Origin of the sequence: Kroppenstedtia guangzhouensis (assembly GCF_014637345.1) — a bacterium.
GTDB classification, from domain to species: Bacteria; Bacillota; Bacilli; order Thermoactinomycetales; family DSM-45169; genus Kroppenstedtia; species Kroppenstedtia guangzhouensis.
Map to the genome: position 1 here is coordinate 263241 of NZ_BMEX01000004.1, position 15982 is coordinate 279222.

The 15982-nt window shown below is 49.8% G+C and carries 14 protein-coding genes and 1 pseudogene; 12 read left to right on the forward strand and 3 right to left on the reverse strand.

What is annotated here, in order from left to right:
* Positions 1-54 precede the first annotated feature (54 nt).
* The 7 genes and pseudogenes from IEV46_RS18770 to IEV46_RS07865 all read left to right on the forward strand — a co-directional run.
* A pseudogene (locus IEV46_RS18770) lies at positions 55-1071 on the forward strand (M20/M25/M40 family metallo-hydrolase); the annotation flags it as partial.
* Positions 1072-1881 carry a thiamine pyrophosphate-binding protein gene (locus IEV46_RS07840; protein WP_229735973.1) on the forward strand — a complete coding sequence of 270 codons (810 nt, stop codon included), beginning with the start codon at positions 1072-1074 and terminating at the stop codon, positions 1879-1881. It begins immediately after the preceding pseudogene.
* Positions 1878-2807, forward strand: coding sequence for a transketolase family protein (locus IEV46_RS07845; protein WP_188431677.1), 930 nt, complete (start codon positions 1878-1880; stop codon positions 2805-2807). The genes IEV46_RS07840 and IEV46_RS07845 overlap by 4 nt, the downstream gene beginning before the upstream one ends.
* Positions 2797-4050: an MFS transporter gene (locus tag IEV46_RS07850; protein WP_188431679.1), complete on the forward strand. Its 1254-nt coding sequence runs from the start codon at positions 2797-2799 to the stop codon at positions 4048-4050. The genes IEV46_RS07845 and IEV46_RS07850 overlap by 11 nt, the downstream gene beginning before the upstream one ends.
* The gene (locus IEV46_RS07855; RefSeq protein ID WP_188431681.1) at positions 4047-5312 is read left to right on the forward strand and encodes an ATP-grasp domain-containing protein; all 1266 of its coding nucleotides are present in this window, start codon (positions 4047-4049) and stop codon (positions 5310-5312) included. Before IEV46_RS07850 ends, IEV46_RS07855 begins: the two co-directional genes overlap by 4 nt.
* Before the next feature lie 414 nt (positions 5313-5726).
* Complete coding sequence (locus IEV46_RS07860; protein ID WP_188431683.1) at positions 5727-6674, forward strand: MBL fold metallo-hydrolase; 948 nt, start codon at positions 5727-5729, stop codon at positions 6672-6674.
* A 70-nt stretch (positions 6675-6744) separates the two neighbouring features.
* Positions 6745-6972, forward strand: a complete 228-nt coding sequence (locus IEV46_RS07865) for a glutaredoxin domain-containing protein (protein WP_188431685.1) — start codon at positions 6745-6747, stop codon at positions 6970-6972.
* 165 nt (positions 6973-7137) lie between these two features.
* On the opposite strand, the gene IEV46_RS07870 is transcribed toward IEV46_RS07865, so the two are convergent.
* Genes IEV46_RS07870 through ahlS form a run of 3 tightly spaced genes read right to left on the reverse strand, consistent with a single transcriptional unit; the run spans position 7138 to position 10574 of the window.
* Positions 7138-8586, reverse strand: coding sequence for an NAD-dependent succinate-semialdehyde dehydrogenase (locus IEV46_RS07870; RefSeq protein ID WP_188431687.1), 1449 nt, complete (start codon positions 8584-8586; stop codon positions 7138-7140).
* A 15-nt stretch (positions 8587-8601) separates the two neighbouring features.
* On the reverse strand, positions 8602-9726 hold the full coding sequence (locus tag IEV46_RS07875) for a zinc-dependent alcohol dehydrogenase family protein (RefSeq protein ID WP_188431689.1): 1125 nt from the start codon (positions 9724-9726) through the stop codon (positions 8602-8604).
* A gap of 14 nt (positions 9727-9740) precedes the next feature.
* Entirely contained in the window at positions 9741-10574 is an 834-nt protein-coding gene (gene ahlS / locus IEV46_RS07880; protein WP_229735975.1) for an AhlS family quorum-quenching N-acyl homoserine lactonase, read from the reverse strand.
* Positions 10575-10698: 124 nt separating this feature from the next.
* Here ahlS and IEV46_RS07885 point away from each other — a divergent pair, with 124 nt between their 5' ends.
* The 5 genes from IEV46_RS07885 (at position 10699) to IEV46_RS07905 (ending at position 15953) form a co-directional block, all read left to right on the forward strand.
* Entirely contained in the window at positions 10699-12042 is a 1344-nt protein-coding gene (locus IEV46_RS07885) for a sigma-54 interaction domain-containing protein (RefSeq protein WP_188431691.1), read from the forward strand.
* A gap of 509 nt (positions 12043-12551) precedes the next feature.
* Positions 12552-14051 carry a sodium-dependent transporter gene (locus tag IEV46_RS07890; RefSeq protein WP_188431693.1) on the forward strand — a complete coding sequence of 500 codons (1500 nt, stop codon included), beginning with the start codon at positions 12552-12554 and terminating at the stop codon, positions 14049-14051.
* Positions 14048-14170, forward strand: coding sequence for a MetS family NSS transporter small subunit (locus IEV46_RS07895; RefSeq protein WP_188431695.1), 123 nt, complete (start codon positions 14048-14050; stop codon positions 14168-14170). The genes IEV46_RS07890 and IEV46_RS07895 overlap by 4 nt, the downstream gene beginning before the upstream one ends.
* A gap of 164 nt (positions 14171-14334) precedes the next feature.
* A complete protein-coding gene (locus IEV46_RS07900; protein WP_188431697.1) occupies positions 14335-15849 on the forward strand; it encodes a sodium-dependent transporter in 1515 nt (504 codons plus the stop codon).
* On the forward strand, positions 15849-15953 hold the full coding sequence (locus IEV46_RS07905) for a MetS family NSS transporter small subunit (protein WP_188431700.1): 105 nt from the start codon (positions 15849-15851) through the stop codon (positions 15951-15953). Before IEV46_RS07900 ends, IEV46_RS07905 begins: the two co-directional genes overlap by 1 nt.
* The last annotated feature ends 29 nt before the right edge of the window (positions 15954-15982 follow it).

Genomic DNA, 15982 nt, shown 5'->3' on the forward strand with positions numbered 1-15982 from the left:
TTCTGGAATTTCCCCAGGGAGTTGGCCAGACCTGACTTCGATCTGCTGAACAAAGTGATCCGTATTCCCTCCGTATCCAAAGATGAGCATGAGCTTGCCAAATTTTTGCTCGATGCCGTCAAGTATCCATCGGTTTCAGGAAATATAGATGCTGCCGGAAATATCGTTTTCCAAAAGGGAAATGGAGCGAATCGGTTGCTGCTCCTGGGCCATATGGATACCGTTCCCCCCATCTGGAGAGTAGAGACGGATCAGGATGGCATCTCGGGCAGAGGTGTTGTTGACGCCAAAGGTAGCTTTGTCAATTTTGTTCATATGTTGGAAGAGGTGGACGTGCCTGAGGATGGGACCTTACTTGTGATCGGAGCTGTGGAGGAAGAGGTCTCCTCTTCCAAAGGGGCTTACTATGTAAGGGATCACTATCCCGCAGATGCCGTCATTATCGGTGAGCCGAGCGGAGAGGATCATTTGACGCTCGGATACTACGGGCTGTACAAACTGCGGATTACAATCAGCAAGAAACAGGAGCATACGGCTGCCAAGGACAGCATCAGTGTGATCGATGAGCTCTACCAGGTCGTGGAAAAGATTCGACAACGTGTCCGGGAGATCGATCCGAATACCATGTCATCACTCATTGACATCAAGCAGTTTCAACAGGAAGATCTGCTCACCGCTGTCGGGACACTGAACTTCAGAATTTCTCCGGCTGCTGGAAAAGAGTACAGCCGTGCAATCCGGTTGGATCATCTGGGTGAACATGTTTCCGTCGAGGTGTTGCGCGCTACACCGGGATTCTCCAACCGGAGAAATGACCCTTTGGTCAAAGCCTTTATCCGCAGTTTCTCCGCACATGGCAAGTCCATTCACTATATCAGAAAGCGGGGAACCAGTGATATGAATACATTGGCAACCACATGGCACAAAGTCCCGATGGTGGCGTACGGTCCGGGGGATTCAAGCCTCGACCATACGAGTGAGGAGTACCTGCATTTTGAAGAGGTACAAACTACCCGAGCCATTCTGAGGGATGCAATTACGGAATGGTTCCGGATGCGAGGAGAGGCCTAGATGGATACATTGGGGTCAATGGAAATTCATTCCGAGTCGCTTGTGAATCGCTTGTCCGGGCTGGCCAATGAAGCAAGGAAGCTGATTGTGGAGATGGCGGCGACTCCGACAGGCTGTCATATCGGCGGCAGTCTTTCAGTGATCGATCTGTTACTGGGAGTGTACAGCAAATATGGAGAGGACCCGAATCATTTGATTGTACTCAGTAAAGGCCACTCCGCTGCAGCTCTGTATGCATGTCTTTATTTACACGGGGTAATTGAAGAGAATCCGGCGGTGAATTATGGACAGGACGGATCATTGTTGACCGGTCATCCGAACCATAAACTCCCGGGGATCCCCTTTGCTACGGGAAGTTTGGGTCATGGGATTCCTTATGCTGCCGGGTGGGCTCTGGCCCAGAAAATGAAAGGAGTAAATGGCATTGGAGTTGCCATTGGTGGGGATGGAGAGTTGCAAGAGGGACTCTGTTGGGAAACTGCACAGATCGTTCAAGCGAAAGGAATTTCCAATTTTATCTATATCGTGGATTGCAATGGAGGGCAAAATGATGGATTGGTCAGGGACATATCGCCATATCATCATCTGAGAGGAATGTTCGAATCATTCGGTTTTCTAGTAAAAGAAATCGATGGTCACGACTTCGAGCAAATTCTCTCCGCTGTGGAGCCTGATCCTGAGAAACCGCTGGCGGTGTTGGCCCATACTGTGAAAGGAAAGGGAATCAAGGCGATTGAGGGGAATCCTCATGCCCATTACGCCAAGATTTCCGAAAAAATTGCTAAGAGATGGAGAATGGGTTTAAAATGAGTTTATCCGGAAGAGAAGCGTATAAAGCAGAGTTGGCGGAGTTGGCTTGTGAGAATGACAAGATCCTATGCATTGAAGCGGATTTGGGAGGGAAAAACCATGCCTTTCAGCAAAGGCATCCGGATCGGTTCCTGAACCTCGGTATTGCGGAATCGGCGGGGATTGACATGGCGGCGGGACTGGCCGAAGGAGGTTTTATTCCCTTTTTCTCCACCTTTGCTTCCTTTGCGGCCTTGCGGTCCGCCGAAAGCATTAAGCTGGCCATGGGCTACATGGGGAAAAATATAAAAATTGCAGCGGCATACGGTGGAGTGTCCGGCGGTTGGTTTGGAACCACACATCACTGTTTGGAAGACATTGCGGTCCTGCAATCATTCCAGAACATTCGGATTGCCTGCCCTCACGGAGAGGCAGAAACCAGAAAAGTGATCAGAGAGGCGGCGGCATCTCCTGATCCGTATTACATCCGCCTTTCCCGAAATGAGGTGTTTCAAAGTCTGGATCGGGCCCCGGAACAAAGTTGTCGGGAAATCATCTACCAACAGAAGGAGATTGAACATTCCCATTTGTGTTTGATCTCTGTGGGAGAGCAGGCCACAGAATTGTGCAAACAGATGACGGAAAAGGATCCTTCCCTTCTCCATGCTCACCTCGTGTACGTGGACAGCATTTCATTGAGAAGTTATGTAAAAGAGTTGAAGAAAGTCTCTGATCAATTTCTGGTCGTGGAAGAACACAGGGGTACGGGAGGTACAGCGTCTTATCTCTCTTTGTTGATGCCGGAATGCAAGGTGTATTCTCACGATTGCGGCGATAAATGGCCCTCTTATGGAGGTGACCATGCCGATGTCCTGCGTTATTTGGGTTTTGGCCTCGAAGAACTGAAAGGACAGGTCGCCGCCATAGGAGGAAGAAATGGTATTTAGCGTTCTGAGGACACGAAACTTCCGTAACTACTTTTTTTCTGATATCATTTCCGGATTTGGGGTGGGCATGAGTACGATTGGTGCCAACTGGTTTATCATGGACCGGACCGGATCTCTCAGTGCAGTTGGATTAATGCTCACCCTCAATGTCCTGGCCAGTTTTGCAATCTCCCCTTTGTTTGGCATTGTGACGGACAGATTCAATCGGAAATCCATTATTCACGGAACCAACTGGAGCCGGGCGATACTTTTGTTGCTCATTGCCTCTGCTTTGCTCTTTTCAGGTTTTGACGTGATCTATCTATATTTGTTTACCATCGTCAATGGGATCGGATGGACGGTCTATATGTCGGCCTCGCGAAGCTTGGTGCAGGAACTGTTGCCAAAGGAGGATCTCCTCAACGGGAACTCTTTGATTGAGATCAGCTTGCAGGTTGGTATGTTTGTGGCGGGAGGGGTTTCCGGGGTTTTATACAAATTTTATGGATTCGAGGTGATCCTGATCCTGAACGCGGCTGCATTTGTGATCAGCTCGCTGTTCTTATACAGAATTCGATATACGCCGGTCGCTGTGGAAAAAAACAAAAGGGAGTCCTTCTATATCAATTTCAAGGAAGGGTTGAATTATTTAAGAGAACGGCCGGCGGTTTTCCTGCTGGGTGTGGCTTCCATTATTCCAATGGTTTCTGTGATGGTCTTCAACGTGGTTCTTCCCGGCTATGTGAGCGGCCCTGTGAATGGGGATTCCGTAGTTTTCGGGTTATCCGATATGTTTTACGGGATCGGAGGGCTTCTGTCAGGCTTCGTGGCGGCTTCCCTGGCAAAAAGACTTTCGAACACCAAAGCGATCGTGCTGTTTTTTATCATGGCCGTCAGTATTCAAATCGCTTGGGTTTTCAACCATTATGTTTTGGTTTTGTATATTGGGTGCGTATTATTCGGCCTCAGTAACTCTTCTCTGCGAATCGTTATGAATACAATGATTATGGAGACCATCTCCAAGTCGTTTATGGGGAGAGCCATGTCTGTGTGGATGGCGATCTCGTTTTTGCTTCAGTGCGTTTTTGCCATGGGACTTGGAGCCCTGATGGATCGGTATACTCCAAGTATCGGTTTTGTCGGAATTGGAGGTCTGATGCTTTTGGGTCTGGGGATTGCACTGAGTGTCGTCCTCCGAAATGCATCTAACAAACCATCCGGGCAGCCCTTGAATGATGAAACCATGAAAGGAGAAACTTCATGAGCGCACCAAAAATTGTGGCGTTTACCGAGCCGAGTTTCTATGGGGTCAGTTTTGCCAGGGCTGCATATGAACAGGGACATCAGGTGATTTCAATTGCCTCATCCGAGGAAAATCCCGCCAAGTACGGGTATGAAGGGTTCTATCATGATTTGCTGGTGGCGGATATCCGGGATGAAGAGTCCATCTATCACGCCATCAGAAATTCAAAATATGACGGCAAGCTGGATGCACTCGTACCCGCAACCGATTATGCCTCCCATCTCACGGCGAGAGTGGGGGAGCGCCTCGGTCTGAAGGGAGTGCCTTATACAGCGGCGCTACGGTCCAGAAATAAGGATCTGGCAAGAGAAGCATACGATCAACACGGGATTCCCAGTGTTGATTATCGAAAAGTGAAAACCTTGGAGGAAGCAGAGAGAGCAGCAGCGGAGATCGGGTATCCGGTAGTTTTGAAACCAACGAATTGTGCAAGCTCTCAAGGTGTATATTTTATCAGCGGTCCGGACGAACTGAGAGAAGCTTTTGCCGACCTTACTGAGTTTAAGATCACGTATATGGATTTCAAGGTTCGGGAGGAATATTTGGTTGAGGAGTATATTGAGGGGCAGGAGTTCAGTGTCGAACTTTTTTTGGAAGATGGTAAACCCCTTTTAGCGGTTGTGACTGAGAAAATCACTTCACCGCTGCCATACTTCGTAGAGGTGCTGCACACACTTCCAACCTCTGTTCATCAGGAACGGGAAGGGGAGATCATCGATACGGCAATCGGCGCCATGAAAGCGATCGGGATCCATGATGGACCCAGCCATGTGGAAGTGAAATTGTCGGCTACAGGGCCGCGCATCATTGAAGTGAACGGCAGGCCAGGTGGAGACCGGATTGCCTCCGATCTGTTGGTGCAGGCTTTTGGAATTGATATTTTTGAAGCCACCGTCAATTATTACCTGGATGCTCCCGTCAACCTTCAACCCCGTTGGAACCGGGCGGCGGCAATCGCGTACTTGACTGCGGAAAGAGAAGGAACGGTGGAAAAAATAGACGGATTGGAAGCTTTAAACGATAATGAAAATGTGGTCCACTCTCATCTCATGGTTCAACCGGGAGATCGGGTTACGGTGGCGCGAAACTCTGATGATCGGCTCGGTTATATCATAACCGTCGCTGATACGCCAGCAGAGGCAAAAGAAGTTGCGCTTCAATCGATAAAGAACATTAAACTCTCTTATAAAGAAGCGAAGTTACCTCAAGAACATCAAATTTGACGAGAACAGAGATGTTGATAAACCTCATTCACAACGCTTCAATCAACACGCCTGTACCTGCACCATTTTACACTGTAGAACAGGGCTGTTGATGAGCCAAAAAGTGGGCGGTGGAGGGAGTCGTGTACTGGCGTAGCGAGACCGGGAGCGAAGCGAACCTGGCGCGACTTGTGCCCTATGGGTGCAACGGTCGCGTGGTAGAACACGATCTCCCCACCCAAAATATGGCTAATCAACACGCGTGATTGTAGAAAGCTCTCTGGTGAATTCGGTTTTGTAGGAAACCCGATTCTCCACCGGGGGGCTTCTTTGGTTTGGGCTTATTCAAGTGTGTTTGGGAATGTTTCCGTAAAAACAAGAATCCGTTATCATGGAGAGAGGAAACAACGAATCATTATACCGAGGAGGTCCAATATGGAATCGAGCGATCTGATCGACTGGGGACATCGGATCCGGATGATCGATGGCTATGATCTGAATGTTCCGGGTCGGACGGGAATCTATGTGTTGGAAGAGGAAGAATTGACACTGGTGGAAACCGGCCCGAGTCTGTCTGTCCCCCGCATCCTGAAGGGATTGGAAGCTTTGGGCCACCGGCCGGAAGACGTGCGCAATGTGATTGTCACCCATATCCATCTGGATCATGCCGGCGGGGCGGGCCTCCTGTTGCAAAGTTGTCCAAAGGCGCGGGTGGTGGTGCATCCCCGGGGAGCCCGTCACTTGGCAGATCCCACCCGCCTGATTCAGGGGGCCCGGATGGTTTACGGGGAGCAGTTTGATGCATTATTTGAACCTGTGCTTCCCGTTCCCGAGGATCAGATCCTGGTTCGGAAGGATGGGGAGACTTTGGAGATCGGACCGGACCGGAAGCTGAAGTTTCTGGACTCCCCCGGCCATGCCGCCCACCACTTCAGTATATATGATCCGGTCAGCCGGGGGTTGTTTGCCGGGGATACCGCCGGGATCCGATACGGACAGCTGGAGGAGTTGGGATGCTCTTTGTATATTCCTTCCACTTCCCCCAATCAATTTGATCCCGCTGCGATGAAACAATCCATCGATCGCTTCCGCAAAGAAGAGGTGGACCGAATTTTTTTCGGCCATTTCGGGATGTCGGAGGAGCCTGAAGTGGTCTATGAACAGGTGACCGCGGCGCTGGATGTATTTATGGAGGCGGGGGAAGAGGCGATGGCGGCAGGTGAGGGAGCCGCCGGAATCGAGAAACGGTTGAAAGACAGGTACCGGGGGTTCCTTCGGGAGCAAGGGATTCCAGAGGATCATCCCGTTTATTTTCTCTTGAATCTCGACCTGAACGTCAGCTCCATGGGGATGGAGCATTATCTGAGCCGGAAGGGAAAGTGAAATCGGGGACTGTTATAGACGGATGTTGCAAAGTGATCTGAACAGTGTGAAATGGGAGGAGGATCGAACCATGCGAGTGACCGTTTATTCCAAGCCTCACTGCCTGGAATGCAACCTGGTGAAACGTTTTCTCAAAGACCACGGAGTGAAATTTGAAGTGAAAGATTGCAACTCCCACCCGGAATATCTGGAAGAAGTGAAGGGGATGGGTTTTCTCGGTGTTCCGGTCACCGTGATCGATGGAACACCCATCCGGGGTTTGAAGCCGGATGAATTGAAGAAACACCTCAATCAGTGACAAGGGGGATATTTTCCCTGTCACTGATTGATTACTGGAATTTCATGCGGGCTTGCTTCATATATCAAAATTCATTGGAATACATTCAACGGTTATAAATTCAACTGTACCGAATCAAAAAAGAGTGCGGAGAAAACAGGTTTCTCCGCACTTGAATTTTCGGATTCAATCGCTTTTTCCCTGGATTCCTCCCAAGGAAATATATTTGATTTCCAGGTATTCTTCCAATCCATATTTACTTCCTTCTCTGCCCAGGCCGGACTCTTTCATTCCTCCAAAAGGTGCCTGTGCGGTGGAAGGCAACCCGTCATTTGCCCCCAGGATGCCATAGTCCAACTGCTCTGACAATCGGAAGACCCTTCCCACGTCCCGGGTGAAAAAATATGCTGCCAAACCCGAAGGTGTCTGATTGGCCTTTTCGATCACTTCCCTTTCGGAACAGAAAGAAAAAAGAGGTGCCACCGGTCCAAAGGTTTCTTCCCGGGAAAGTATCATGGAGTCATCTGTATGGGTCAACACCGTGGGTTCGTAAAAATACCCCCCAGGGATCTCGGCCCGCCGTCCTCCTGTGACCACGATGGCACCATTGTTTACAGCATCTTCCACATGACGTTCCACTTTCTCCAGAGTTTCCTTGTTGACCAAAGGACCAACCTGAACCTCAGCTTCCAATCCGTTTCCAACTTTCATACTGCGAAAATGAGATGCCATTTTTTCTGCAAAAGATTCCATGATCTTCTCATGAACATAAAATCTGTTGGCCGCTACACAAGTTTCTCCCATTCCCCGCATCTTGGCAACAACAGCCTGCTTAACTGCCTGATCCAAATCAGCATCGGGAAATACGATGAAAGGAGCGTGTCCTCCCAGTTCAAGGGAAACACGTTTTACAGTGGAAGCCGCCTGTTGCATCAAATGCTTTCCCACCTCTGTCGAACCTGTAAAAGAGATCTTCCGAACCCGGGGATCTTCCATAGCCACTTCAGTAAGGCCGGCAGCATCCCGCCCGACAATAATGGACAGCACTCCTTGTGGCAAACCTGCCTCTTCAAAGATTTTTGCGATTTCCAACGCTGACAGGGGGGTTAGTTCTGATGGTTTGACAATCACCGGACATCCCGCAGCCAGAGCCGGACCCAACTTTCGGGTGATCATGGCAGAGGGGAAGTTCCAGGGAGTGATCGCCAAACAGACTCCCACCGGCTGTTTAAAGACCAAAATCCGTTTATCCGGAGAGTTTGCGGGAATGGTATCCCCATAAATCCGTTTTCCTTCCTCTGCAAACCAATCCAAAAAGGATGCAGCATACAGAATTTCTCCCCGGGCCTCGGTCAAGGGTTTTCCTTCTTCCGATGTCAAAATTTTTGCCAGTTCCTCTTTTCGTTCCCTCATTAACCGGGAAGCATCCATAAGAATCCGGCTCCGTTCCTGAGCAGGTCTCTGTGCCCAGTACCGCTCTACCTGGACAGCAGACTCAATCGCCTGTGCCATCTGGCTGACATCCGCATCGGGCACAGAGGCCAGCACTTGTCCGTTGGCTGGGTTCCTCACTTCAAACCGATTTTTGGAGTCGACCCATTTTCCGCCGATATACAACTGATACTGGGAATCCATATCCTCTCCTCCCACTTACATAGTAATTACTATACGCGCCGCCTGTCCTTGGTCCAACCAATCAAATCCCTCATTGATCCGTTCCAGGGGGAGGGTTTTGGTCAGCAGCCGATCCACCGGCAGCTTTCCTTGTTTATACAACTGAATGAATCTTGGGATATCTCGCCGGGGCACACAGCTTCCCACATAAGATCCCTTGATGGTTCGCTCCTCTGCGGTTAATGTCACCTGGGGAAAGGAAAAGTGATGATCCGGGTGGGGAAGTCCTGTAGTGACGGTGGTCCCTCCTCTGGAAGTTATTTCGTAAGCCGTTTTCATCGCCGAAACGACGCCGGCGGTTTCAAAAGCATACTCGACTCCTCCCCCGGTCTCTTTGCGAATCTTCTGGATCACTTCAGGATCGTTGGCGTTATATGTTTCTGTTGCACCAAGACTTTCCGCCATTTTCAGCTTTTCCGGATTTATATCCACTGCAATGATCTTACGTGCTCCCGTAAGCATGGATCCCAATAAAGCACTCAGTCCAATTCCCCCCAATCCGACAACTGCAACACAGCTTCCAGTGGGGACCCGGGCCGTATGAATGACTGCACCCACTCCCGTCATCACGGCACAGCCAAAGATGGCCACTTTTTCAAAAGGAATATCCGGATCCACTTGTATCAGCGAGTGTTTATTGATGACTGCATAGTCGGCAAAACCGGAGACTCCCAGATGATGATGGATGTGAATTCCTTCTCTACTCAGACGCCGCTTACCACCGAGCAGAGTTCCTTGGTTATTGGCTTGGGCACCCGGTTCACACAGGGCGGGACGTCCTTCCATACAGGGCAGACAGTGGCCGCAGCTGGGGACAAAAGAGCAGACGACATGATCGCCGGCTTGAAATTCTTTGACTCCATCCCCCACTTCCACTACAATTCCGGCAGCCTCATGACCCAAAGCCATGGGAGTAGGTCGTGGGCGGCTGCCGTTGATCACAGAGAGATCCGAATGACACAACCCTGCCGCTTGAATCCTCACCAAAACTTCATCCCGTCCCGGCCTCCCCAGTTCCACATCTTCCAACTGTAATGGCCGGCTTTTCTGATACGGGGTGGGTCTTCCTGTTTCATGAAGCACTGCTGCACGTGTTCGCATGGAAATCTCCCGCCTTATTCGTAGTATCCCTCAGTCGACTTGCGGAACTTTTTGAATTGGTCTTTGTCGTGGCCAAACCAAACCTGGGCATTGTGGCGTCTGGCGTACTCCTTGATGTACTCCACCGCTTTCGTAAAACCTACCGAGTCGTAGATAATCCCGGGGATTTTCACGGGGGGTCCATAATTTTCTGCAGAATAGACGGCATCAGAAGCGAGGATAATGGATCCTGTCTCCGGCAAATCCACGTGGAGGCCCAACATGCCCCAGGCATGTCCACTGCCAAAATTGAGGATTTTAACCCCATCCACCAGCGGAATTTCTTGCTCGCTCCGTTGGATGGGACTCCAATCCAGGCCTGTCTTCACCCAAGCATCGATATCGGCCCATACATAGGCTCCCATATCTTTATTGATGGCATAGCTTTTCATGGTATTGGCCAGTTCATCTTCATGGACGATAATCTGAGCATTTGTAAATATCTCCAGACAACCTGCATGATCCAAATGAAGGTGAGAAACCACCACATATCGAATATCTTCGGGACGGACACTCAGTTGCTCCAAGCGATGGGGCAGGTAACACTCTTCGCTGGCGAAATGAGGGAACATTTTTTGCACCGGTTCGGGCCAACGACCTTCTTTCCCCATCCCATCGGGATTACAAGCAGTGTCGAAGAGGATTTTTCCCTCCGGATGATCAATAAGTACAGTATAGATCGGAAATTCAACAAATTCCGCAGGTGGATTCGGAAGGTCGATGGAAGCTGGATTGTGCATGGCTACCATAAAACCCTTGTCCATCTTCATCGTTCCATTATCCAAAACATAGAGTTTGAGGTTGTTCACCAGAATCCCTCCTTGATGATGTTCACCTGATAAATTATGCAAACTCCATGCCAATGGTAAACCTTCAATCTCAGGGTATTCATACTGGTCCATATTGCAAAATTGCAATTCGGGGGTGGTCTTTTTGCAACTTTTCAACAGGAGCTTGTCCACTGATTTCTCATCTCACAGCTGGTACCGCAATCGGGTGTCCACTATGAACCGGGATCGATCCCCGTGGTCTTTCTTTCATTCTCATGCTTGTGGAATCTATGTTGCCGACCATCAAGGAAACACCTTGTACGTCAATCCAGCATACGAAAAAATCAGTGGTATTCCCAGCGAAGAGGTGGTCGGCCGCAACCTGAAAGATCTGGTTGAATCAGGATATTACAACCGATCCACCACTTTGTCCGTCCTTGAGCAAAAACAGCCAGTTCATATTCAACAGATCATTCAAGGAAAGAAGGAGGTTTTCGCCACAGGAAGTCCGGTTGTGGACACCCGGGGAAATGTCCAAATGGTTATTACCGTCGTGGAACCTAAATCCTCCGTCACAATTTTCAAATCCGGCGAAAGCGGAATGGTGGCCGACAGTCCGGCCATGCAAGAGCTTTTGAAGACTGCCGGTAAGGTTGCCGCCTTTGATATCCCTGTTTTAATTCAGGGAGAGACAGGAACCGGAAAAGAAGTGTTGTCTCAATGGATTCATCAACGGAGTCGACGGAAAAACGGCCCATTCCTCGCCGTCAACTGTGCCATTCTTTCTCATCATCTGCTGGATTCAGAGTTGTTCGGATACGGAAAAGGAGCCTTTACTGGGGCAGAGAGGGAAGGAAAAAAAGGTCTGTTGGAAGCCGCTTCCGGAGGAACTTTGTTTTTGGACGAAATCGGGGACATGCCATATCAGACACAAGTCAAACTCCTGCGAGCTTTGGAAAACCAAAAAATCCGCCGCATCGGTGAAACACAGGATCGGAATATTGACATCCGGTTGATTCTTGCTACAAACAGGGATCTGTTCAGCCTTGTACAAAAGGGAACTTTTCGGGCGGACCTCTACTACAGAATCGAAGGGATTCAATTGAAGATTCCCCCACTTCGGGAGCGGAGAACGGACATCCCCTTGTTGGCCAGGCATTTTTGGAAGAAAAATATCCAAAAGTACGGATGGGCCAAAGCATTCAGTCCGGAGGCCGCCACTTTATTGAAAGAGTATGAGTGGCCAGGCAATATCCGCCAACTCAGGAACTTCATAGAACAACTCTATATTTTGAGTGAGCAATCCCTTCACCTGGATCAGGTGATGAAGATCATGGAACAGATGAAGACGCACAAAGCCGGAACCTCCTCTTCTTTAAAAGAACAGGTCCGCAGATTTGAACGAGAGCGGATCAAGGAAGTCCTCGCAGAAACCGGATCAGCCCGGGAAGCCGCTCGGGTTCTGGGGATCAACCCTTCCACCCTGTTTCGAAAGTTGAAAGGATGACCTGAGGTTTACAAGGTGTCAGAAAGACAAAAAGAAGTTCCTTTTATTCCGATGCAATGGATTCCATCATGACCTATGAATTGTGATTTAGTGCGTTCTGGCTCGTCAAAACAACGAAATGGTCATGTGAAACCCAATCCCGGCCGACCTGACCAGCACTAATTCACATCGCTTCCAGGGTTATATTATCGATTGTTTCGGCAATGAAAGAATTTTTGGGGTTATAGGAAACCCGATCCGAGAAATGTATGAAATGATCATACTTCTTTGAAGATACCTTTTTAATAAAATAAAAAACAAATAAAATTTATTGTTATCTTCAACGCAGATTCCTTAATATGTATTTCATTCCATTGATTCATCTATGTGAATTGGTGGACATTTCCCTTCTTTTACGGTAGAATTCCATAGAAATGGGCCAAAGGAATGATGGAACTTTGCAGGAGTGAAATTTTCTGTCTATTCTGGTGTAGGACAAAGAGCTTATTCGCAGTCAGGGGGAAAAATCAATGGAAACACGTGAACAGTGGAGCAACAGAGCAGGATTTCTCTTTGCAGCTATAGGCTCCGCCATCGGTCTTGGGAATATTTGGCGATACCCTTATATCGCCTATGAAAACGGGGGCGGGGCGTTCCTGATTCCTTATTTCATTGCCTTGTTGACGGCGGGGATTCCGATCCTGTTGTTGGAGTATTCTCTCGGTCACAGGTATCGGGGCTCTGCACCGCAGGTTTTCAGAAAAATCTCGAAAAAATGGGAATGGCTTGGTTGGTGGCAGTCCTTTGTCGCATTTATTATCGTCAGCTTTTATGTGGTCATTATCGGTTGGTCTTTAAATTACACCTATTACTCCATCGGAACCCAGTGGGGCGATGACACGGAAGCCTTCTTCTTTGAAAACTTCCTTGGTCTGAGCGGGGGCTTTTGGGAGATGGGCGGATTGCAATGGAAGGTGCTTCTGCCTGTCTTCCTGATCTGGTTGATCATCTTTGTCGTGATGCATTTGGGGGTTCGGAAAGGGATTGAAGGGGCTTCCCGGATTCTGATGCCGATTCTGATTTTGATGATGGTGATCATTACGATTCGGGCGGTGACCCTGCCGGGGGCCGGGGAAGGGTTGAATGTACTCTTGACACCCGACTTCTCTTCCCTTACAGATCCGCAGGTATGGGTTGCAGCTTATGGGCAGGTCTTCTTCTCCCTCAGCATCGGTTTTGCGATCATGCTGACCTATGCCAGCTATCTTCCGAAAAAGTCCGACTTGTCCAACAGCGGATTGATTGCAGCTTTCGCCAACAGCGGGTTTGAGTTTTTGGCCGCTCTAGGAGTTTTTGGGGCCCTTGGTTTCCTGGCCGCCAGCCAAGGGGTGGATGTAAACAGTGTGGTCAATGCGGGTGTGGGTCTCGCTTTTGTCGTCTTTCCCCAAATCATCAATCAATTTCCCGGTCTTAACTCTCTCTTCGGGGTACTCTTCTTCGGGTCGTTGCTCTTCGCCGGCTTTACTTCGGCCATCTCCATTCTGGAGCCGACCATTGCCAGTGTGAAGGAGAAGTTTAACCTGAGTCGTCGGGCTGCGGTGAACTGGGTTTGTGGGCTCGCCTTTCTTCTCAGCCTGCTCTACACCACTCAAGGAGGTCTTCGGTATCTGGATACCGTGGACCACTTCATCAACCAGTACGGGGTCGCCTTGGCCGGTCTGGTGGAAGTGTTGCTGATCGCTTGGTTCGTCCGGAGGCTGAACGAGATGCGGACTCACATCAACGAAATTTCCGATATCCGGATCGGCAACTGGTGGAACCTCTGTCTGAGGGTGATCACTCCTGTGATGGTGCTTGTGATGACCGGGTTCAGCCTGTTCCAGGAGTGGCTTAAACCCTATGAGGACTATCCCTTGAACGGAATTGCCCTCATGGGTTGGGGATCCGTGGTATTGACGATTGTGGTGGCGGTTGTGTTTCAACGTCTGGACTGGAAGCAAACGCAGGTTCAAGGAGGGAAGAAGGAATGAACACCGGAGCGATTGTGATGTTGGTTTTGGGAGCCACAGGTCTTTGGGGGGGGCTGGCCTATTTCCTGTGGTATGCATGGCGCTGTAGCAAAAAGAAGCAGAATGTAAATCCCTCCTGATTCAATGTTGTAATGAAAACCCCGTCCTTCGGGCGGGGTTGAATAAAACAACCAGGGGACTGAACAATAGGATTAGAGGATTAATTCAGAAAATGTAGAATATAAGTATTATGACAGCAGATTTGGTTGTCAATCCGGTTTTCCTTATCTCAGGGGGGAAAGAAATGGCACAAGTGCGGGATCAGTGGACCGGCCGGGCCGGATTTATCATGGCGGCTGTGGGTTCGGCCATCGGTCTGGGGAACATTTGGCGTTATCCATATGTAGCTTATGAAAACGGCGGCGGGGCATTTTTGATTCCCTATTTCTTTGCGCTGCTGACAGCGGGGATTCCGATCCTTCTGCTGGAATATGCCCTGGGTCACGGTCACAAGGGTTCCAGCCCGCTGGCATATCGGCGGCTATCAAAAAAATGGGAATGGCTGGGCTGGTGGCAGGCATTAATCGCTTTTCTCATCTCCACCTATTACATGGTGATTTTGGCTTGGGCCCTCAGCTACACATGGTTTTCCTTCGGAACGCAGTGGGGGGGAGATACTGAAAAATTTTTTTTCGATCAGTACCTCGGTGTGACGGACAGCTTCTGGAATTTCGGTGGTCTGCAGATGAATGTGGTTATTCCGTTGCTTCTGGTGTGGATCTTTGTCTATTTTGTCATGCGGCAGCAGGCACACAAGGGGATTGAACGGCTCAGTCGAATCATCATGCCGATTCTGATCGTGATGATGATCATCATCACGATTCGGGGAGTCACCCTGGACGGAGCGACCGTCGGTCTGAATGCGTTGCTGACACCGGACTTTGGGGCTTTGATCCATCCGGAAGTGTGGGTGGCGGCCTATGGGCAGGTGTTCTTCTCCTTGAGTGTCGGCTTTGCCACCATGATCACTTATGCCAGCTATCTCAAGAAAGATGAGGACTTGTCCAACAGTGGTTTAATCGCTGCCCTATCCAACTCCGGATTTGAATTTATGGCGGCTTTGGGAGTCTTTGGTGCCCTCGGCTTCCTGGCGGCCCAGTCCGGTGTCGATGTTCAGGGAGTGGTGGCCAGCGGAGTCGGACTTGCCTTTGTGGTCTTTCCCCAGATCATCAATGAACTTCCCTGGTTGAACTCTATGTTCGGAGTTTTGTTCTTCGGCTCTCTTGTCTTTGCCGGACTCACCTCAGTGGTTTCTATTGTGGAGCCCGCCATCTCCGCCATCAGGGACAAGTTGGGGACCACCCGAACCGCAGCAGTGAACTGGATCTGCGGAAGTTCCTTTGTCATCAGCTTCCTCTACGCCACCAAAGGCGGGATCAATTATCTGGATCTGATCGACCACTTTCTCAATTCCTACGGGCTCTTGGTGGGTGCCGTTTTGATGACGATTGCCGTTGCTTGGACGTCTCGCAAGGTACGTGATCTGCAAAGCCATATCAACCGGGTTTCAGATGTGCATATCGGCAGTTGGTGGGTCATCTGCATCAGTGTGGTCACACCCTTGGTGCTCTTCATCATGACAGGGATGAATATCTGGGAAGAGCTTCAAGCGCCCTATGGAGATATGCCATACAGCGGGATTTTAATCATGGGCTATGGATCTCTGTTGCTGGCCCTCATCGCGGCTGTCATCTTCCATCACATGGAATGGAAGGCCAATATGGAGCCAGTGCAGTTCAATGAAAAGGAGGGGGCGTAATGAACGCCAGTGCCTGGTTGATGTTTCTGATCGGGGCGATCGGTCTCTGGGGTGGCCTCGGCTACTTCCTGTGGGTCGCCTATAAGTCGGGCAAGAAAGCATGAATTCTAAAGGGTCCCCTATCCGGGGCCCC

Coding starts and splice junctions, on each gene's coding strand:
- IEV46_RS07840 (WP_229735973.1), top strand. CDS start 1,072: ATGGATACATTGGGGTCAATGGAAATTCATTCCGAGTCGCTTGTGAAT.
- IEV46_RS07845 (WP_188431677.1), top strand. CDS start 1,878: ATGAGTTTATCCGGAAGAGAAGCGTATAAAGCAGAGTTGGCGGAGTTG.
- IEV46_RS07850 (WP_188431679.1), top strand. CDS start 2,797: ATGGTATTTAGCGTTCTGAGGACACGAAACTTCCGTAACTACTTTTTT.
- IEV46_RS07855 (WP_188431681.1), top strand. CDS start 4,047: ATGAGCGCACCAAAAATTGTGGCGTTTACCGAGCCGAGTTTCTATGGG.
- IEV46_RS07860 (WP_188431683.1), top strand. CDS start 5,727: ATGGAATCGAGCGATCTGATCGACTGGGGACATCGGATCCGGATGATC.
- IEV46_RS07865 (WP_188431685.1), top strand. CDS start 6,745: ATGCGAGTGACCGTTTATTCCAAGCCTCACTGCCTGGAATGCAACCTG.
- IEV46_RS07870 (WP_188431687.1), bottom strand. CDS start 8,586: ATGGATTCCCAGTATCAGTTGTATATCGGCGGAAAATGGGTCGACTCC.
- IEV46_RS07875 (WP_188431689.1), bottom strand. CDS start 9,726: ATGCGAACACGTGCAGCAGTGCTTCATGAAACAGGAAGACCCACCCCG.
- IEV46_RS07890 (WP_188431693.1), top strand. CDS start 12,552: ATGGAAACACGTGAACAGTGGAGCAACAGAGCAGGATTTCTCTTTGCA.
- IEV46_RS07895 (WP_188431695.1), top strand. CDS start 14,048: ATGAACACCGGAGCGATTGTGATGTTGGTTTTGGGAGCCACAGGTCTT.
- IEV46_RS07900 (WP_188431697.1), top strand. CDS start 14,335: ATGGCACAAGTGCGGGATCAGTGGACCGGCCGGGCCGGATTTATCATG.
- IEV46_RS07905 (WP_188431700.1), top strand. CDS start 15,849: ATGAACGCCAGTGCCTGGTTGATGTTTCTGATCGGGGCGATCGGTCTC.